The 19,313-nt window shown below is 74.5% G+C and carries 13 protein-coding genes and 1 tRNA gene; 8 read left to right on the top strand and 6 right to left on the bottom strand.

Going from position 1 to position 19,313, the window contains the following annotated elements:
- Positions 1-12: 12 nt before the first annotated feature.
- Complete coding sequence (locus tag LGQ04_RS10485; protein ID WP_229243649.1) at positions 13-405, bottom strand: hypothetical protein; 393 nt, start codon at positions 403-405, stop codon at positions 13-15.
- A 67-nt stretch (positions 406-472) separates the two neighbouring features.
- On the bottom strand, positions 473-1,549 hold the full coding sequence (locus LGQ04_RS10490) for a hypothetical protein (protein WP_229243650.1): 1,077 nt from the start codon (positions 1,547-1,549) through the stop codon (positions 473-475).
- An 813-nt stretch (positions 1,550-2,362) separates the two neighbouring features.
- Between LGQ04_RS10490 and LGQ04_RS10495 the strand changes: the two genes are divergently transcribed.
- The gene (locus LGQ04_RS10495) at positions 2,363-6,445 is read left to right on the top strand and encodes a PDDEXK-like endonuclease domain-containing protein (protein ID WP_229243651.1); all 4,083 of its coding nucleotides are present in this window, start codon (positions 2,363-2,365) and stop codon (positions 6,443-6,445) included.
- A 54-nt stretch (positions 6,446-6,499) separates the two neighbouring features.
- Positions 6,500-6,718 carry a hypothetical protein gene (locus LGQ04_RS10500; RefSeq protein ID WP_229243652.1) on the top strand — a complete coding sequence of 73 codons (219 nt, stop codon included), beginning with the start codon at positions 6,500-6,502 and terminating at the stop codon, positions 6,716-6,718.
- Positions 6,719-6,748: 30 nt separating this feature from the next.
- Here the strand turns inward: LGQ04_RS10500 and mscL are convergent, their stop codons facing one another.
- From mscL to LGQ04_RS10515, 3 genes are all read right to left on the bottom strand, one after another.
- Positions 6,749-7,219 (bottom strand): large conductance mechanosensitive channel protein MscL, encoded by a 471-nt coding sequence (gene mscL / locus LGQ04_RS10505; protein ID WP_229243653.1) that lies wholly within the window; start codon positions 7,217-7,219, stop codon positions 6,749-6,751.
- A 100-nt stretch (positions 7,220-7,319) separates the two neighbouring features.
- Positions 7,320-8,033 (bottom strand): SAF domain-containing protein, encoded by a 714-nt coding sequence (locus LGQ04_RS10510; RefSeq protein WP_229243654.1) that lies wholly within the window; start codon positions 8,031-8,033, stop codon positions 7,320-7,322.
- 163 nt (positions 8,034-8,196) lie between these two features.
- Positions 8,197-8,514 (bottom strand): FmdB family zinc ribbon protein, encoded by a 318-nt coding sequence (locus LGQ04_RS10515; protein WP_229243655.1) that lies wholly within the window; start codon positions 8,512-8,514, stop codon positions 8,197-8,199.
- A gap of 141 nt (positions 8,515-8,655) precedes the next feature.
- Between LGQ04_RS10515 and LGQ04_RS10520 the strand changes: the two genes are divergently transcribed.
- Positions 8,656-11,283 carry a penicillin acylase family protein gene (locus tag LGQ04_RS10520; protein ID WP_229243656.1) on the top strand — a complete coding sequence of 876 codons (2,628 nt, stop codon included), beginning with the start codon at positions 8,656-8,658 and terminating at the stop codon, positions 11,281-11,283.
- Between the two features lie 5 nt (positions 11,284-11,288).
- Here LGQ04_RS10520 and LGQ04_RS10525 read toward each other — a convergent pair whose 3' ends face one another.
- Complete coding sequence (locus tag LGQ04_RS10525) at positions 11,289-11,921, bottom strand: 5-formyltetrahydrofolate cyclo-ligase (protein WP_229243657.1); 633 nt, start codon at positions 11,919-11,921, stop codon at positions 11,289-11,291.
- A gap of 206 nt (positions 11,922-12,127) precedes the next feature.
- Between LGQ04_RS10525 and LGQ04_RS10530 the strand changes: the two genes are divergently transcribed.
- The 5 genes from LGQ04_RS10530 to LGQ04_RS10550 all read left to right on the top strand — a co-directional run bounded on the left by LGQ04_RS10530 (position 12,128) and on the right by LGQ04_RS10550 (position 19,167).
- A complete protein-coding gene (locus LGQ04_RS10530) occupies positions 12,128-14,407 on the top strand; it encodes an NTP transferase domain-containing protein (RefSeq protein WP_229243658.1) in 2,280 nt (759 codons plus the stop codon).
- Between the two features lie 76 nt (positions 14,408-14,483).
- Entirely contained in the window at positions 14,484-16,940 is a 2,457-nt protein-coding gene (locus LGQ04_RS10535) for a glycoside hydrolase family 94 protein (RefSeq protein WP_229243659.1), read from the top strand.
- Positions 16,941-17,077: 137 nt separating this feature from the next.
- Positions 17,078-17,722: a GNAT family N-acetyltransferase gene (locus tag LGQ04_RS10540; protein ID WP_229243660.1), complete on the top strand. Its 645-nt coding sequence runs from the start codon at positions 17,078-17,080 to the stop codon at positions 17,720-17,722.
- Positions 17,723-17,793: 71 nt separating this feature from the next.
- Positions 17,794-19,023, top strand: coding sequence for a hypothetical protein (locus LGQ04_RS10545; RefSeq protein WP_229243661.1), 1,230 nt, complete (start codon positions 17,794-17,796; stop codon positions 19,021-19,023).
- Between the two features lie 68 nt (positions 19,024-19,091).
- Positions 19,092-19,167: transfer RNA gene (locus LGQ04_RS10550), tRNA-Ala, on the top strand.
- The last annotated feature ends 146 nt before the right edge of the window (positions 19,168-19,313 follow it).

Raw genomic sequence — 19,313 nt, forward strand, 5'->3', positions numbered from 1 at the left:
CTGACACCGCCCTCAGTCGAGGACGCGCACCGCCTCGACGTCGCACTGCACCGGGAAGGACTCGGCGCACACCTCGCCGACCCACACCTCGACCGCGTCGCCGGTCACGACGTCGGCCGGGTCGAGCGCCGCTCCGTCGCGGTCCACGAGGAGCGTGTCGCCCAGGTCGAGCGACATCCGCTCGTAGTAGGGGTCGGACGGCTCGACGAGCACGGCGCCCTCCCCGGACGACTCCGCGACCCCGGTCACCGTGGGCTCGCGGTCCGGGACGCCCGTGTCGCCACCCCCACAGGCGGAGAGGCCGGTCGCGACCAGCACGGTCAGCGTGACGGCCAGCGTCGAGGTCGGCGTCGAGGTGCCGGCCGTGGAGCGTCGTGCGGGGTGGTGAGGGCGTCGTCGGGTCACGGGGTCAGCGTGACCGAGCGCGTCCGCTGCTGTCGACCGTCGTCGACCAGGGGCGGAGAGCGGGAGCCTAGGCCGCGAGCCCGACGCTCGCGGACGGCGTCGGCGTGGGCTCGACCTGCTCGGTGGACCCGGTGTCCTCGCCCGAGGCGTCGCCGCTCTCACCGGTCCCCGTGCCGGTCCCGGTGCCTCCACCCGTGCCTGCGGAGCCGGCGCCCTCCCCGGGCCCCGCGGTGCCCGACCCGTCGGACCCGGTGCCGGGAGTCGCCGGGTCGGTGGGCTCCGGCGTCGTCTCGGGCTCCTCGGTCGGCTCGTCCGTCGGGGTGCTCGTCGGGTCCTCGGTGGGCGCGGGGGCCGGGTCCTCGGTGGCGGGGTCGGTGGGCTCGTCGGCGGGGACGGGCTCCTCGGACGTCGTGCCCGACGGCTCGTCCTGGAGCGGGGTGACGGGCTCCTCGACGGTGGTGGTCCGGCTGATCGACGTCCCCGAGCCCTCCTGGCCGCGCACCGCGTCGGACAACGGCTTGCCGATCGCGAGCTCCACCACGAGCACCACACCCATGACGACCACGAACAGCAGCGCCGCCGACGCGGCGAGGACCTTGCCCTTGCCGTAGCGGTCGATGAGACGGAACCACGGTCCCGGGCGCGACGCGTCGTCCCCGGTGTCGGTGGTGGTCCGGGCCGTGGAGTCGGCCGTCGAGCCGGCCGTGGGGTCGGCGGCGGAGTCCGCGAGGTCCGTCGTCGTGCCGCGCGGGACGCGCACCGCCTCCAGGGTCTCCGCGCCGCGGGCGCGGGGGAGGGGCTGCGTCTCCTCGCCGCGCGGCACCGGCGTGATCTGCGTGGTCGTCGTCGTGCGCCCGCGCGGGGCGAGGTGGCTGACGACCGGCTTGAGCTGGGCGTGGGTGCGCTGGATCGAGCGCGTGTAGAAGTAGTTCGCGAGGACGGTGACGACGCTCGCCGCGCCCGCGCCGATGATGGTGCCGGCGATGCCGAAGTACGACATGAGCACGGTGGTGCTCACGGCGGCGAGCGCGCTCGCGACGATCTGGGTGAGCGAGAGCTTCGGGGCCTCGGGTGCCGTCGAGTCGGGCTCGGGCGTCGCGTCGTCGGGCGCGCTCGGGGTGCGGCTGGCGGGGGTCTGGGTCACGTGGCTGCTCGTCCGGGTCCTCGGGTGGTGGTGGCCGCCCGCTCGTCCCGCCGGCCGTGGCCGCGCGCGCCGCGGTCCGGCGTCGGGCGCGGGCGTCCCTCCACGGTAGCCCGGCCGTGTGCGCGCCGCTCAGGGCGCCGGTGAGCGCGACGTGACGGAACGAGGAGATCGTGTGAGGACGGTGTCTCGGGACTTCCGTCCCTGAACCTAGACGCGTGTCGTGGTTTATCGTGGGAGGGCCGGGCGACCCGGCGAACCGTCCCCTCGACGGGTCGCCCGGCGACGACGGGCCGGGTCTCGGCCGACGTCGCACCCACCCCTCCACCGGCCGGTGACCCGGATTTTCCTGTGCTCGTCATGGACAGGTGTCCAAGAGCGATGACAGCGCGAGCGGGTGAATTCGCGCCCACGGCCGTCGCGAGTTGACGCACCCTCCTGACAGCGTGCAGACTAGAGCCCGACGGCGCGCATCGCCTGCCCCCTGCGCGGTGCGCGCCGTCTTCTCGTCCCGGCTCGACGCCGGAAGGCTGGAGCCCCGGACCTCGGTCCGGGGCTCTTCGCATTTGCGCGCCGAGGAGCCATTCCTGCGCGATTCTCACAGGAAACCTTCGGGTTTGCGCCCGCGCGCTCATGGACGGGCGTCTGGCGCAGTGGGCGACCGTCCCGGCGCGGTCCCCGGCGACCGGACCCAGGCCCGTCGCCGTCCGACCCGGAGCGCGCTCCTGCCCGGCGTGCCTCGTCCCCGGCGCCCGTCCGCGCGGTTAGCGTCGGAGGGTGAACGCCGCAGCCCGAACCAGCTCAGCCGCCCGGAGCGTGGCCGATCCGGACCGGCTGACACCGGACCCCGCCGGGACGCCCCGCGAGGACGGTGCCGCGCCCGCACCGCAGCGGCCCGCCCTCGTCCCCGAACCGACGACCGCCGACCTCGTCGAGGACGCCGTGACCCGGTGGCGCGGCGGTCTCGTCGAGCTCGCGGGCGGGTCGTCCCTCGCCGACATCTCGCTCCTCGGCGACGCCGTCGTCGACCTCACGGCCGCGCACCCCTCCGGGGTTGCCCAGCTCTTCGCCGGGCGGCCGACCCGGCTGTCCAACCTCTTCCGCGAGGGCGGCTCCCTGCCCGCCGCGCGCCGTCGGGCCCGCGCGGTCGTCGTCCGCGCCGCCGAGCACGCCCAGCGGTACGGCGTGGCGCCGACCTACCTCGCGATCGGCGTCGCGACCTGGACCGAGGGGGCCGTCGACCCCGAGCAGGCGGACGACGTCGGAGCCCTCGCCCGGGTCGCCGGACGCGGCCCGACCGTCCACGTGACCGCGGACGCCGCAGGGGACACGGCGACCCAGGAGCCCGCGGACGAGTCCCGCCCCGGCGAGACCTCTCCTGCCGAGAGCGCCCCGGACGAGAGCTCCCCCCACGACGACACCGCCCGCGAGCACTCCGGCCGCGACGACGCCGCCCGTGACGAGGAGTCCCCGGCCGACGCCGCGCCCGACGTGCGCACCGTGCGCGCGCCCGTCCTCCTGCGACCGGTGACCGTCACGCCGCGCGGCGACGGCGAGACCGACTACGAGCTCACGCTCGAACCGACGGCGGAGGTCAACCCGCTCCTCGCCCGCACCCTGCGCGCCCACGGCGCGCTGCTCGACCCCGTGACGCTCGCCCGCAGCACGTTCACGGGCGCGGGGTTCGACCCGGGCGACGCGACCGACCGCATCGCGGCGCTCGGGCGTGCGGTGCTCGGCGACTTCGAGCTCACCCACCGGGTGCTCGCCGGCACGTTCGTCCACCCCGGCCAGGTGCTCGTCGACGACCTCGACGAGCTCGCCCCGGGTCTGCCGCGCCACGAGATCGTCGCCGCCCTCGCGGGGGACGACGCCGCCACCGCCCGCCTGCGCCGCGACCTGCCCGCCCCGCGCGTGGGCGACGCGGACCCGGAGCTGGAGCGCGGCGTCGGGGACCTCGACCCGTCGCAGCGGCACGTCGTCGACGTGCTGACGACGGGGGCGCACCTGTTCGTCGACGCCCCGGCCGGGGCGGACGTGAGCGGCACCCTCGCCGCGGTCGTCGCCGAGGCGGCCGCGAGCGGGCGGCAGGTCCTCTACGTGCCGGGGCACCGGCGTGCGGCCGACTCGCTCGTCGCCCGGCTGGAGTCGCTCGGTCTGGGCGGGCTCGTGCTCGACGTCGCCCCCGAGCCCACGTGGCGCGCCGACGTCTCCCACCGTCTGCTCTCGGCGATGGCCACCGAGCCCGAGCCGGTGGAGGACGACGAGCTCGCCCGGACCCGCGACGCCCTCCTCGGGTCCCGCGCACGGCTCGCCGGATACATCGAGGCCCTCCACCTCACGCGCGACCCGTGGCACGTCTCCGCGTACGACGCGCTCCAGGCGCTCGCGCGGCTCGTGGCCCAGCGCCCCGCGCCCGACACGACGGTGCGCCTGGCGCCCGAGGTGGTGCTCGGCGTCGGGCCGCGGCGCGACGAGGTCGCGGCGGACCTGCGCGAGGCGGCCGAGCTCGGCGTGTTCACCGCGCGCGCGACGGCGACCCCCTGGTACGGCGCGGACCTCACGACCGGGGAGGCCGCGCAGGACGCGCTGGTCCGGGTCGAGCGCTTGCGCTCGCACACGCTGCCCCGGCTGCGCGCGCAGATCGAGAGCGTCGCCGAGGTCACCGGGCTCACGCCCGCGACGACCCTGCGCCAGTGGGGCGACCAGCTCCGCATGCTCGGCGGGATGCGCGGCACGCTCGACGTGTTCCAGCCCATGATCTTCGAGCGCACCGCGCAGGACATGGTCGAGGCGACGGCGAGCCGTGCGTGGCGCGAGGAGCACGGCGTCGACATGGGCTGGTTCGCCCGGCGGCGCCTGCGCCGCCGGGCCAAGGACATGGTGCGCCCGGGCGTGCGCGTCCCCGACCTGCACGCGGCCCTCGTCGAGGTGCAGGCGCAGCGCGCCGTCTGGCAGGCGCAGTGCCCCGGGGGCGGCTGGCCCCGGCTGCCCGAGGGGCTTGCCGGCATCGAGGACACCCACGAGGCCGTGCGCATCGACACCGAGGAGCTCGAGCCGGTCCTGCGCGGCACGCGGCACGGCGGCGGCCTCCTCGACGCCCCGCTCGACGACCTCGCCGCGCGGCTCGACGAGCTCGCCGACGACACCGAGTCCCTCGACCAGCTGCCCCGCCGCACCGCGGTGCGGCGCCGGCTCTCCGCCGCCGGTCTCGACGACCTCGTCGCCGACCTCACGGCGCGGCGGGTCGAGCCGGACCTCGTGGGTGCCGAGCTCGAGCTCGCGTGGTGGAGCTCGGTGTTCGAGCAGGTGCTCGCCCAGGACCAGGCGCTCGCCGGCCAGGACGGCGCGGGCCTCGACGCCCTCGCGCGGCGGTTCCGCGACCTCGACCGCACGCACGTCGCGTCGCTCGCGGCACCGGTCCGGGCGGCGGTGCGCGAGCACCTCGCCACCGCGATGCGCGAGCACCGCGACGAGGCGGAGGACCTGTTCACCGAGCTCCTCGAGGGCCGGCTCGTCAGCCTCCGGGAGACGTCGGAGAAGCACCCCGAGGTGCTGCGGCGGCTGCGTCCCGTCCTCGTCGCCACGCCGACCCTCGTCCCGCACCTGCTCCCCGCCACCCGCACGGTCGACCTCGTCGTGCTCGACGCCGTCGAGCACGCGCCCGTCGAGCTCGTGCTCTCGGCGCTCGCCCGCGGCCGCCAGGTCGTCGTGGTCGGCGACCGGCGCGCCGCGTCCGCCTCGACGGTCGGCGACCTCGCCGACCTGCTGCCTATGGTGCGGCTCCTCGCCGACGGCTCGCGCCGCGACCCGTACGTCACCTCGTTCCTCGCCGCGCACGGGTACGACGGCGTGCTGCGCCCTTCGCCCCTGCCGCGCGCCGAGGCGCTCGTCCAGCTCGACGTCGTGGACGGCGCGGGGATGCCCGACCCGGTCTCGGGGGCCGTGGAGAGCACGCAGGCCGAGGTGGAACGGGTCGTCGAGGTCGCGATCGAGCACGCGCTCACCCGCCCCGACGACTCGCTCGCGATCGTCACCATCAGCACCGCGCACGCCGACCGCATCCGCGACGCCCTCCTCGTCGAGGTGCGCCGCAACCCCGCGCTCGCCGGGTTCTTCTCGACGTCACGGCCCGAGCCGGTCGTCGTCGCCGACATCTCCGGGGTCGCCGGTCTCGTGCGCGACACCGTCGTGCTGTCCGTCGGCTTCGGCCGCACCCCGCACGGACGCGTCCTGCACCGGTTCGGCATCCTCGGGACGCCCGGCAGCGAGGCGATGCTCCTCGACACCGTCGGTGCGACCCGGCGACGCCTGCACGTCGTGTCCTGCTTCACCGCCTCCGACCTCGACCCCGAACGGCTGCGCGGCCCCGGCGCCCGGCTGCTCGCCGAGGTGCTGGACCTCGCCGAGCAGCGCAGCGGAGCCGCCGACCAGGTCTTGCTCGGCAACGGCGTGGACGTCGGCGGCAGCCCGGACCGCCTCGTGCTCGACCTCGCCGAGCGGCTGTGGCGCGCCGGCCTCGTCGTCGAGACCGACTACGGCATCGGGGACGGCGACCGGGTCCCGCTCGTGGTGGGCCACCCCGACCTGCCGGGCGAGCTGCTCGTCGCCGTGCTGACCGACGACGCGGCGTACGTCGCGGAGCGCAGCGTGCGCGTGCGCGACCGGCAGATCGGCGAACGCCTCGAACGGCTCGGGTGGACGGTCGCCCAGGTGTGGTCCGCCGCGGCGTTCCTCGACCCGGCGAAGGAGGCGGAGCGCATCCGGCGCGTCGTGCAGGACGTGCGCGACGCGCGGCTGCCGGAGTCCGGGGGCGTCGCCCAGACCGGCGGGGGCGACCGGATCGTCGTCGTGCCGGTGCTCGACGACGACGCCGACCACGGCGACGACGACCTCTGAGGGACGACCCGCGGGAACGGTCCGGTGCGCCGATTCCGGTGGGACGATGGGGTCGTGACGACCTCACCCGATCCCGCGCCCGAGCCTGACCGACCGCGCGCCCGCAGGCCGCGGCGCGCCGTCCGGCGCGGGACCGAGACGTCGGCCGTCGCCGGGCTCAGCGAGGACGAGCGCCCCGGGGGCTGGGGCGACGCCGCGCCGTCACCCGAGAGCCGTGGCGCGGACGACGAGCGCCTGCTCCGCGACGTCCCGCCGCACTACGGCCGGCATTGACGCTCGGACAGGACGGTTCAGGCGCTGCGATCAGATCCGGTCGGACGGGCCGGCCGAGGGGCCGCCCGCCGCCGGACCGCCACCCAGGGAGCCGGTGCCGGGCGCGGAAGCCTGCGCGGCGAGCAGGTCGCGGATCTCCTGGAGGACCCGGACGTCCTCGGCCGGGGCCTCGGGCTCCGGCTCGACGTCCTTCTTGCGCCGGGCGGCGAGGTGGTTCATCGGCACGACGATGACGAAGTAGATCGCGAGCGCCACGAGCAGGAACTGCAAGATCGCGTTGAGGATGAGGCCCATGTCGATGGTCGCCTCGTTGATGGGACCGATCATCCAGATGTTCGAGATGTCGGGCTTGCCGAAGATCATCGCGATGAGCGGGCTGATGAGCCCGTCGACGATCGCCGTGACGACCGCACCGAACGCGGCACCGATGGCCACGCCGACCGCGAGGTCGATCGCGTTGCCGCGGAGCACGAACTCCTTGAACCCGTTGAGCATCCCCATGGGAGGTCCCTTCACGTCGCTGACCGCGTGGCGACGGCGCCACGACCGTGCAGAGACGATCCTGACAACGGTGACGGTGGGCGGCAACAGCGCGCGCAGCTCAGGGCACGAGCACGGCGGTCACCTCGCCCCAGCCCGCGACGGCCGCGAGGCGCTCCGCCTCGCCCGCGCGCACGGCGACGAGGGTGACGTCGGCACCGCCCCCGGACGCGGTCCCGAGCAGGCCGCCGCCCGAGGGTTCCGCAGCCCGGCCAGGGACGACGACGGCGCCGCGCGCCAGGTAGGGGTCGTCGGCGCCCGCCTGCGCCCCGGCGTCCGGGGGAGCGGCCAGCCCGGGCGCGACGAGCAGGTCCACGCGGTCGCCCGGCGCGAGCAGGCCACCGACCGCCGGGTCGAGCCGCACGGGGGCGACGACCGTCCCGTCGGGCGCGGCGGCGACGAGCTCCCCGGCCGCGACGAGCGACTCCTGGAGGAGCGTCCCCGGGGCGAGGCGGACCGAGGCGGTGCGACCCACCGCGTCGGCGGTCGAGCGGAGCGCGGCGGGGGCAGAGGCGGCCGCGACCTCGACCAGGCGCACGTCGTCGGAGCCGACCGGCTCCCCGGCCTCCACCTCGCGCGTCGTCAGGACGACGGGGACGGTGTCCGGGGGAGGTGGGCGCAGCGCGGCGACCGAGGCCGTGGCGGCGAGGCCGCAGCACAGCGCGGCGGCGACGAAGCGCAGGCGCCACCAGGCCGCGCCGAGGAGGCGGCGGGCCGAGCGCGCACGGGCACGGGCGTCGTCGGGCAGGCGGGGGCCACGGGCGAGGGGGTCCATGGGCCGCGACCGTAGCCGGGGCACGGGTGCCGGCCGCCGGAGCCTGTGGACGGGTGGGGCGCGGGGTCGCGTCCTCCACGAGCGAGGCCGACGCTGTGGTCGACTTTCGGAGGTGGTGTGTCGCGCTCGAGGGCCAGGAGCCCGAGGGCCAGGAGGCCGAGGGTCAGGAGGCCGAGGAGCCCGTCGACGACGAACCGGTCGACGAACCCGAGCTCGACGTCGAGGCGGCCGCGCCGGACGAGGCGCCGCCCTTCGCGGTCTTCGACGACGAGCCTGACGACGCGCCCGACGACGAGCCCTTCCCCGCGCGCGAGTCGTTGCGGTAGAAGCCCGAGCCCTTGAAGGTCACGCCGACGGACGAGAACACCTTGCGCAGACGGCCGGAGCACTCCGGGCACACCGTGAGCGCGTCGTCGGTGAAGGCCTGGTGGATGTCGAAGGCGTGTCCGCAGGCGGTGCAGGTGTAGGCATAGGTGGGCACGGGTTCTCCTCGTTCACGTGACGGCGCCGTGCCGGGGACCGGTCGCTGCCGCCAGGTCGCCACGGGCTGGCACTCGAAACTTCCGAGTGCTAATCATACGCGGGGCCGGGCGGGGTGACGGCCCGGGGTAGTCTCGCACCCGTGTCTGCCCACGAGAACGCCCCCGACGGAGAGGCCGCCCCGACCCCGGCCGAGACCCCCCGCCGACGCTCGACAGGCCGCCGGGTCCTCGTCGGCGTCGCGGCGCTGCTCGTCGTGGCCCTCGTCGCGGGCGCGGCGTTCGTCGTCGTGACGGTGCGTCGTCCGCTCCCGCAGGCCGGGGGCGAGATCCAGCTGTCCGGCCTGGACGCCGAGGTCACGGTGCTGCGCGACGCGCAGGGCGTGCCCCACGTCTACGCGGACACCCCCGAGGACCTGTTCCGCGCCCAGGGCTACGTGCAGGCGCAGGACCGCTTCTTCGAGATGGACTACCGGCGGCACGTCACGGCCGGGCGCCTCGCGGAGCTCGTCGGCGACAACCCCGACGCGATCGCCGCGGACAAGGTCACCCGCACCTTCGGGTGGCGGGAGGTCGCGGAGGCGGAGTGGGAGGTCGTCGAACCCGAGACGCAGGCCTATCTCCAGGCGTACGCCGAGGGCGTCAACGCCTACCTCGACGACCGCAGCCCGGGCGAGCTCGGGCTCGAGTACACGGTCCTGGGCCTCCAGGTCGAGGTCACCGACCCGGAGCCGTGGGACCCGATCGACTCGCTCGCGTGGCTCAAGGCAATGGCCTGGGACCTGCGCGGCAACTACGACGACGAGCTCGAGCGCGCCCTCGCCTACGGCACGATGCAGGACACGGCGCGCGTCGCCGAGCTGTTCCCCGCGTACCCGAGCGACGTCAACGCCCCGATCCTCCAACCGGGCGAGCTGGAGAACCCGCAGCGCGTCTCGGCCGACCTCACGGCGGAGGGGGAGGAGACGTTCGCGTCCGACCACCTCCAGGCCGCCGTCGAGGCCGCGGACCGCGCGCTCGACGCCGTCCCCGTGCTGATCGGCCGCGGCGAGGGCACGGGCTCGAACTCGTGGGTCGTCTCGGGCGAGCACACCGCGACGGGGCAGCCGATCCTCGCGAACGACCCCCACCTGAGCCTCGGCGCCCCGGGCATCTGGGCGCAGGTCGGTCTGCACTGCACCGAGGTCGGCCCCGACTGCGGGTTCGACGTCGCGGGCTTCTCCTTCGCCGGCTTCCCCGGCGTGGTCATCGGGCACAACGCGCAGGTCGCGTGGGGCCTGACGAACATGGGTGCCGACGTCACGGACTTCTTCATCGAGCGCGTGCGCGACGACACGTACCTGCGCGGCGACGAGTGGGTGCCGCTCGAGACCCGGACGGAGACGCTGCGCGTCGCCGGCGGGGAGGACGTCGAGCTGGAGATCCGCTCCACCGTGCACGGGCCCGTCGTGTCCGGGGTGGTCGGCGAGCTCGACGCGGTCACCCAGTCACCGGTCGACGGCACACGGCTCGGGGAGTACGCGGTCGCGCTCCAGTGGACCGCGCTCGAGCCCGGCCGCACCGCGGACGCCGTCTTCGCGTTCAACCTCGCCGCGGACGCCGAGGACATGCAGGCCGCCGCGGCGCTGTTCGAGGTGCCGGCACAGAACATCGTGTTCGCCACGACCGACGGGCAGATCGGGTACCAGGCCCCCGGGAAGATCCCGGTGCGAGGCTCCGTCTCCGGGCCCGTCGCGTCCGACGGCTCCTGGCCGCGCCCCGGCTGGGACGAGCGCTACGACTGGCAGGGCTACGTCCCGAGCGAGCAGATGCCGCGCGTCGTCGACCCCGCCGAGGGGTTCGTCGTCGCCGCCAACCAGGCCGTGCTCCCCGCAGGCGTCGAGCCGTTCCTCACGACCGACTGGGACTACGGCTACCGCGCGCAGCGCATCCGCCAGCTCCTGCAGGACGAGATCGCGGCGGGCCGCGAGATCGACGTCGACACCATGAACGAGATCCAGGTGGACGACCGCAGCCCGTACGCGGAGGTGCTCGTCCCGATCCTCCTCGACCAGGAGATCGACGACGACTTCGCCGCCCAGGGTCAGGAGCTCCTCGCGGACTGGGACTACCGGACCGACACCGACTCCGCCGCGGCCGCGTACTTCGCCGCCGTGTGGCGCAACCTCCTCGAGCTGACGTTCTGGGACGACCTGCCGGAGTCCGCGCGACCGAACGGCGGGAGCCGGTGGCTCGCCGTCGTGCAGGGCCTGGTCGACAACCCGACGGACGCGTTCTGGGACGACCGCGAGACCGTGAGCGTCGTGGAGACGCGGGACGAGGTGCTCACGCAGGCGCTCGTGTCCGCGCGGCTCGACCTCACGGTGGAGCAGAGCAAGGAGCCGGACGACTGGCGGTGGGGGAACCTCCACGTCCTCGCGCTGCAGCACCCCGTCCTCGGCGGGGAGTCGATCCCGGCGCCGGTCCGCGACTACGTCAACCCCGACCCCGTCGGCATGCCGGGCGGGTCGTCGATCGTCAACGCCACGGCGTGGGACGCGGCCTCCGGCTCGTTCGAGGTGACCGCGGGCCCGTCGATGCGCATGGTCGTCGACCTCGACGACCTCGACCGGTCCACGTGGGTGACGGTGACCGGGACGTCGGGCCACCCGGCGTCGCGCCACTACGACGACCAGCTCGCGACGTGGGCCCGGGGCGAGACGTTCGCGTGGCCGTTCGGCGTCCAGGCGGTCGCCGACGCGGCCGAGGACGAGCTCACCCTCGTCCCGTAGCCCGGTCAGGGCAGCCAGCGCCACCCGTTCGGCGTCGCGACGGCGTCGACGGGGCGGTCGTGCGCCTCGCGCGGCAGGGGGCGGTCCGCGGCGTCGTAGACCTCCTCGGGGAAGACGACGGCCACGACCTTCGCGTCGGGGCGTGCGTGCTCCAGGGCGCGGTCGTACCAGCCGCCGCCCTGGCCCAGGCGCACGGCCCGCGTGTCGACCGCGAGCGCAGGGGCGACGACCACGTCGGCGAGGCCGATCGCCTCGGGGCCGAGGGGGTCGCTGCCGGGCTCGGGCGGGCGTCCGGGCGCGCGCACCTGGAGGTCCTCGGGGCCGGCGTACTCCGCCCAGTCGCGCTGCAGCCCCGCGCCGAGGACGGGCAGGAGGATGCGGACGCCGCGGCCCGCGAGCCGCTCCAGGAGGTCGAGGGTGCCGGGCTCGGCGGGCCGCGCCGCGTACGACGCGACGCAGGTCGCCGCCGCGACCTCGGGGATCGTCTCGACCACGTCCGCGATGGCGGCGGCCGCTTCCTTGCGGAGCCGCTCGGACCGGGTCTGGCGGTTGGTGCGGATGGCCTTGCGGAGGATCTCCTTCGCGTCCTCGGCTTCGATGCTTCCGTGCAGGGGGTACGGCTGGACCGGGCCACTCATGTCCCTATTGTCACCCCGCGGGACCCGCCGGGGGTGCACGAGCGGCGGCGCGCCCGTCCGCGCGGTCGCGGATCGGCGGGTGAGAACGGTGTGGACGAGTTCCGCGCACGGCTCGGGCGGGCCTATGATCGGAGCGCGTAGTAGTTCGGACTCCTGACAAACACGGTCTCGCCGGGTCCGGCCCACCACCGACCCTGAGGGGCGACATGACCGCACCGTCCATCGCACCGACCACCGCGGCGAGCGCCGCGTCACCCGCCGCGCGCGGCGCGTCCGTCCCCCTGGCCGCGGGCGCCCCGCGGGCCGCACGGGCCGCCGTCGTCCTCGCCGCCGGGCACGACGCCGCGTCGCGCGACCTCCTGACCCGCCCCCTGGGCAGCGCCACCGTCGTGGAGCTGGCCGTCGCGAACGTCCGCAAGATCGTCGACCCGTCGCGCGTCGTCGTCGTGGTCTCGCCCGACGACCCGACGGTGCGCGAGCTGCTCGGCGAGGACGTCGTCTACGTCGAGCAGGCGGAGCCGCGCGGCACGGGGGACGCGGTCCTCGCGGCGCGGGGCGCGATCGCGTCGGTCCTCGGCGCCGGTGCCGAGGGCTCCGTCCTCGTCGCGTACGCGGACACGCCGCTCCTGCGCTCCGAGTCGCTCCTCGGCCTGCTCACGCGCCACGCGCTGACCGGCGCGGACCTGTCGCTGCTGTCGGCCGTCGTCGACGAGCCGCAGCCGAGCTCGGGCCTCGTGGTCCGCGCGGAGGGCCAGATCAGCGCGATCGTCGAGGCCGAGGACCGTGCGGGCGCGCCGGTCGGGGACCGCCCGGAGGTCAACGTCGGGGCGTACGTCGCGTCGCCCGACCTGCTGTTCCGCGAGCTGGAGACGATGGCGGCGGGCGGGGAGCACCGGCTCACCGAGCTCGCGCGCCGCGTCATCGGCGCGGGTCGTCGCATCTCGTCGTACCGCATCTACGACACGGACGAGGTGCGCGGCATCAACACGCCCGCCGAGCTCGAGGAGGCCGCCGACGTCGTCCTCAAGCGCCTGTTCGTGCCGAAGAAGAACACCGACACGAAGATCGTGTTCGGCACCGGCGGGTGGCGCGCCGTCATCGGCGAGGGGTACACGCTCGCGAACGTGCGCCGCCTGTGCCAGGCGATCGCCAACGAGACGGTGCGGCAGGGGATCGACGGCCGCGGGGTCGTCATCGGCGGCGACCGCCGCTTCCTGTCCCGCGAGTCCGCGATCGCGGCGGCCGAGGTGTTCGCCGGCAACAACATCGCCGTGACCCTCCTGCCCGACGACGTCCCCACGCCCCTCGTGACGTTCGCCGCCCCCTACCTCGGCGCCGCGTACGGCATCATCGTCACGTCGAGCCACAACCCGCCCGAGTGGAACGGCATGAAGGTGTTCCGCGCCGACGGCTCGCTCCCGCTCGACGAGGAGACGGACCGCTACCAGGACGAGGCCAACGCGCTGTCCGTGGACGACGTCATCACGCTCGACATCGACATCGCGCGCCGCACGGGCGTCGTCGTCGACCGCGTCCTCACCGACCCGTACGTCGACGCGATCGAGGAGATCATCGACGTCGACGCGGTGCGCGGCTCCGACCTGCAGGTCGTCGTCGACCCGATGTACGGCACGAGCCAGCTCACGCTCGGCACCATCCTGTCGGACATGCGGGTGCGCTCGGAGTTCATCCACGCCGCGCACAACCCGCTGTTCGGCGGCGTGGCGCCCGCACCGGACCTGCAGCGCCTGAGCACGCTCGTCACGATGATCCGCAACGGCGGCGGCCGCTACGACCTGGGCATGGCGACCGACGGCGACTCCGACCGGATCGGCATCGTCGACGAGACCGGCGAGTACATCTCGACGAACGACCTCCTGCTCCTCCTCTACTGGTACCTGCACGAGGTCCGCGGGGAGAAGGGCGGCGTCGTGCGCAACCTCGCGACGACGCACCTGCTCGACCGGCTCGCCGCCCACCTGGGCGAGGAGTCGCGCGAGGTCAAGGTCGGCTTCAAGCACGTCACGGCGGGCATGGAGGAGATCGGGGCGGTGCTCGGCGGCGAGTCGTCGGGCGGCCTGACGATCCGCGGCTGGATCCTCGGCAAGGACGGCATCTTCGCGTGCGCGCTCGTCGCCGAGATGCTGGCCCGCACGGGCAAGCGGATCTCCGAGCTGCGCGCGATGATCTACGAGATCACGGGCCGCCTGTACACGCTCGAGGCGGGCGTGCCCGCCACGCCCGAGATGCGCGTCGAGGTGCCGCGTCGTCTGGAGGCCGAGCCCCTCACGCACGTCGGGCCGTACCCGGTCGTGTCCGTGTCGCACCTCGACGGCACGAAGATCCTCCTCGAGAACGACAACTGGGCCCTGCTGCGGTTCTCCGGCACCGAGCCCGTGCTGCGCATGTTCGTCGAGGCGGACACCCCCGAGAAGGCCGCCGAGCTGCTCGACTGGCTCAAGGGCTTCGTCACCGCCGGCGTCTGACCGGCACGGCGCCCGGCCGCTCCGGGCGTCCGCACCACCCGCCACGCCGCACCACCGGATTGGAACCAGAGCAACGATGCGTTACGGCCACTTCGACACCGCGCGCGACGAGTACGTCGTCGAGCGCCCCGACGTCCCGGTCTCCTGGACGAACTACCTGGGCAGCAAGAACCTGTGCACGGTGCTGTCCCACACCGGCGGCGGGTACTCGTACTACAAGAGCTCGCAGTACGGCAGGATCACGCGGTTCCGTCAGAACGGCGTGCCCGTGGACCGTCCCGGCCACTACGTGTACCTGCGCGACGCGGCGGACGGCGACTACTGGTCGGTGTCGTGGCAGCCGGTCGGCAAGCCGTTCGTCGGCCCGGGCGAGGAGCTCGACCCGACCGGGGGCGCGGGCCGGTGGACCACGCGGCACGGCCTCGGCTACTCGACGTTCCGCGCCGAGTACAAGGGCGTCGACGCCGAGCAGACGATCTTCATCCCGGTGGACGACGACGTCGAGGTCTGGGACGTGCGCCTGACCAACACCACGGACGAGGTCCGCGAGCTGTCCGTCGGGTCGTACGTGGAGTTCAGCTTCCACACCATCACGATCGACAACCAGAACCTGCAGATGTCGCTCTACGCGTCCGGGTCCTCGTACGAGGACGGGATCATCGAGTACGACTTCTACTACGAGCCGTGGACGTACCACTTCTTCGCGTCGAGCGAGACGCCGTCGTCGTACGACTCGCTGCGCGACAACTTCATCGGGCCGTACCGCAGCGAGGCGAACCCGATCGCGATCGAGCGCGGCGAGGGCAGCAACGAGTCCGCCACGACGCAGAACCACTGCGGCTCGCTCCAGCACACCGTCACCCTCGCGCCGGGCGAGACGAAGCGCCTCGTGTACATGCTCGGCTACGGGTCGCGCGACGCCGCGGGCCGCGCGATCCAGGCGAAGTACTCCGACCTCGCGACGGTCGACGCCGAGCGGGCCCGCCTGCGCGACTTTTGGCGCGCCAAGCAGGACAAGCTGCGGATCCGCACGCCGCACGAGGGCATGAACACGATGATCAACACGTGGACGCTGCTCCAGGCGGAGACGTGCGTGCAGTGGTCGCGGTTCGCGTCGTTCGTCGAGGTGGGCGGCCGTGCCGGGCTGGGGTACCGCGACACGGCGCAGGACGTCATGAGCGTCATCCACTCGAACCCGGGCAAGACCCGCCAGCGCATCGTCGAGCTGCTGCGCGCCCAGACGGAGGCCGGGTACGGCCTGCACCTGTTCGACCCGAAGGCGTTCGACCCGGACGCGGAGAAGCTGCCCGACGTCCCGTCGCCGACGATCGTCCCGACGGTCGACCCGAAGGACCTCATCCACGGTCTCGAGGACACGTGCTCGGACGACCACCTGTGGCTCGTGCCGTCGGTCGTGGAGTACGTCAAGGAGACGGGCGACCGCGCGTTCCTCGACCTGGAGATCCCGTTCGCGGAGGGCACGCCCGCGACGGTCTACGACCACCTGGTCAAGGCGCTGGAGTTCTCCGCGGAGCAGGTCGGCCAGAACGGCGTCGCGCTCGGGCTGCGCGCCGACTGGAACGACTGCCTCAACCTGGGCGGCGGCGAGACGTCGCTCGTGACGTTCCTCCACGCGTGGGCGATCGGCGCGTTCCTCGAGATCGCGCAGCCGCTCGCCGCCGCGGGGGACGAGCGTGCCGAGGCCGACGTCGCGCGCTTCTCCGCGGAGCGCGAGCGCATCGCGAAGGTCGCCGACGCGCAGCTGTGGGACGGCCGCTGGTGGATCCGCGGCTACACGCGCGACGGCGTGAAGATCGGCTCGGCCGAGAACGAGGAGGGCAAGATCTTCCTCGAGCACCAGGCGTGGCCGGTCATCGCGGGCATCACGAGCCAGGAGCGCGGCGAGGCGTCGATGGACGCGGTGCGCGAGCTCCTCGGTTCCGAGTACGGCAACCACCTCAACTGGCCGGCGTTCACGAAGGTCGACGACACCGTCGGCTTCGTGACGCGCGTCTACCCGGGCATCAAGGAGAACGCCGCGATCTTCTCCCACCCGAACGCGTGGCCGATCATCGCCGAGGCGATGCTGGGCCGCGGCGACGAGGCGGTGCAGTTCTACGACGCGATCCTCCCGTTCAACCAGAACGACAACATCGAGGTGCGCGGCGCCGAGCCGTACGCCTACGTGCAGTTCCTCTACGGGCGCGACCACGAGTGGTTCGGCAAGGCGCAGAACCCGTGGCTCACCGGCACCGCCGGGTGGATGTACACGGCCGTGACGAAGTACGTCCTCGGCGTGCGTCTCGCGCTCGACGGCCTGGTCGTCGACCCGTCGATCCCGAAGGACTGGGACGGGTTCGAGGTGCGTCGCGAGTGGCGCGGCGCCGTCTACGACATCGAGGTCCGCAACCCGGACCACGTCTCGAAGGGCGTGCGCTCGGTCACGGTCGACGGCGTCGAGCACGACCCCGCCATCCCGGTCCCCGCGCAGCCCGCGGGCAGCGAGGTGCGCGTCGTCGTCACCCTCGGCTGACCGACACGGCCACGGCCACGGCTGCGGGTGGTGGTGCCACCCGCAGCCGTGGTAGATCCTGTCAGCGAGGCCGGGACGTCCGTGCTTCGGCACGGGAGAGGTGGGCCGACGATGGACCCTGCGCGAGAGGTCGTGCGATGACGGGACGGCCCGCCCGGGCGTGGACCGTCGCGAAGCCGTGGCCGGTCACGCTGCGCGAGGACGCGCTCGACGGGTCGGTCGTGCTGCGTCCGCTGCGCCGCCGGGACGGGCAGGCGTGGATGCGCCTGCGCGCGCACAACGCCGAGTGGTTGGAGCAGTGGGAGGCCACGTCGCCGCGCCCGGGCCCCGGCGGGCCTCCGACCTTCGCCGAGTACGTGCGCGCGCTGTCCGCCCAGGCGCGCAGCGGGTCGTCGCTGCCGTTCGCGGTGGAGTTCGACGGCGCCCTCGTCGGTCAGCTCACCGTCTCCTCCATCACGTACGGCTCGTTGTGCGGCGCGAGCATCGGGTACTGGGTGAGCGAGCACGTCGCGGGGCGCGGCATCATCCCCACCGCGGTCGCCATGGCGACCGACTACTGCTTCTCCGTCCTGGGGCTGCACCGCATCGAGATCAACATCCGCCCCGAGAACGGGCCGAGCCTGCGCGTCGTCGAGAAGCTCGGCCTGCGCGACGAGGGGGTGCGCGAGCGGTTCCTCCACATCCAGGGCGACTGGCGCGACCACCGGACGTTCGCCCTCACGGCCGAGGAGGTGCCGCACGGCCTGCTCGCCCGCTGGCAGGCCGCACGCCGAGACCCCTGACCGACGACGCGCACCCCGACACGCCGGGGCGCGTGCGCCCTGCCCGCGACGGCCTCGCCTACCGTCGGAACGTGGAATCAGCCTCAGGGGTCGTCGCGCTCGCGGTGGTCCTGCTGTGGCTGGGCTACTACGTGCCCCACCGGGTGCGCCAGCGTCAGCAGCTGCTGGAGGCCCGCACGGAGGACCGGTTCTCCGGTGCGCTGCGCGTCCTCGCCGTCGCGGGGCCACGGCTCGCCGCGCCGGACGGGCTGCGGGTGGGGCTCGACGGCGCCGCCGCGATCGCGGGTGGACCGACGGGGGAGGTGCGGGCTCTGCTCGGCGCCGCTCCCGCCGTGACGGGGGAGCAGGACCGGCCGTCCGGCCGGCGGGACGACGAGGAAGAGGACGCCATGCAGACCAGCGTCGGTGCGGCACCCCCGCAGGGTGCGCCTCCCGCCCGTCCTCCCGCGTCACGGCTCGCCCTGCTCGAACGTCGTGCCGCGGCGGCACGGCGTCGTCTCGCCCTGACCGTCGTGCTGCTGCTCGCGAGCGTCGTGGTGTGGGTCGTCGTCGGTCTCGGGCTCGCCCCGTGGTGGGCCGGCGCGATCCCGACGGCCCTGCTCGCGCTCGTCCTCGTGCTGGGCCGCCGCGCCGTGCTGTCCGCCCGCCGGGCCGACGCCGCGTGGCTGGCCGAGCGGCGTCGCGCCACCCGCCCGGCGCGCGCCCCGGCCGGGGCGCCGGCCGCACCCCGCAACGTCCGGCCCCGTGTCACCGGCCGGGCCGTGCACGGGTCGCAGGTGAGCACGCAGATGATCCCGCGCGTCACGCCGCAGGACCTCGCGCGGGCCACCGCGACGGCGACGGCGTCGGCCACCGCGACGGCGACGGCGCAGGGCGCGCCGCGGTCCGCCTCCGCGCGCGAGGCGTCGTCGTCGCGCGCCAGCGGCTCCGACGACGCCGAGGAGGGAGTCCCCGCGGTCGTGACGCCCGCTCCCGCAGGCGGTGCGGAGACGCCTGTCGTCGCGGAGAACTCCGATGCTGTGGAGGGTTCCGACGGCCCGGAGGTCGAGCACGTGCCGTCGGGTCGCGCCTGGGACCCGGTCCCGGTGCCGCGGCCGACGTACACGATGAAGGCCCCCGCGCCGCGTCGCGAGCCCGCGCCGCTCACGGACGGTGACGTCACCTCCGCGGCGGACGACGCGGCTCCCGTGCCCGTCTCCGCGCCGGAGCCCGCGGACGGAGACGTCCGCAAGCCGTCGACCGAGACCCTCGGCCTGGCGCTCGACGAGATCCTCGCCCGACGCCGCGCGTCCGGGCAGTAGCGGTGTCCCCCGGGGGCGGCTGGTTTGCGGGACCCCGCCCCCGGGGTGCTAGTCTGTACACCGCTCAAGGGGCTATGGCGCAGTTGGTAGCGCGTCTCGTTCGCAATGAGAAGGTCGGGGGTTCGAATCCCCCTAGCTCCACCAGACAGGCCGCTGATCCGCACGTCGTGCAGATCAGCGGCCTTCGTCGTTCTGCGGGCCTCACCGGATCTTCTGCGGGTCCACCCGGCCGAGAGCTCCAGGGCCGGCGCGGTCGGGCGTGCCGGCGCGGGCGACGACCCGCCGGCGGC

The organism is Cellulosimicrobium marinum, from assembly GCF_020551945.1.
GTDB classification, from domain to species: domain Bacteria; phylum Actinomycetota; class Actinomycetes; order Actinomycetales; family Cellulomonadaceae; genus Cellulosimicrobium; species Cellulosimicrobium marinum.

Bases quoted from the DNA above. Each gene is read 5' to 3' on its own strand.
- mscL (WP_229243653.1), bottom strand. From the start codon at position 7,219: ATGGGGATGCTCAACGGGTTCAAGGAGTTCGTGCTCCGCGGCAACGCG.
- LGQ04_RS10510 (WP_229243654.1), bottom strand. From the start codon at position 8,033: ATGGACCCCCTCGCCCGTGGCCCCCGCCTGCCCGACGACGCCCGTGCC.
- LGQ04_RS10525 (WP_229243657.1), bottom strand. From the start codon at position 11,921: ATGAGTGGCCCGGTCCAGCCGTACCCCCTGCACGGAAGCATCGAAGCC.
- LGQ04_RS10530 (WP_229243658.1), top strand. From the start codon at position 12,128: ATGACCGCACCGTCCATCGCACCGACCACCGCGGCGAGCGCCGCGTCA.
- LGQ04_RS10535 (WP_229243659.1), top strand. From the start codon at position 14,484: ATGCGTTACGGCCACTTCGACACCGCGCGCGACGAGTACGTCGTCGAG.
- LGQ04_RS10540 (WP_229243660.1), top strand. From the start codon at position 17,078: ATGACGGGACGGCCCGCCCGGGCGTGGACCGTCGCGAAGCCGTGGCCG.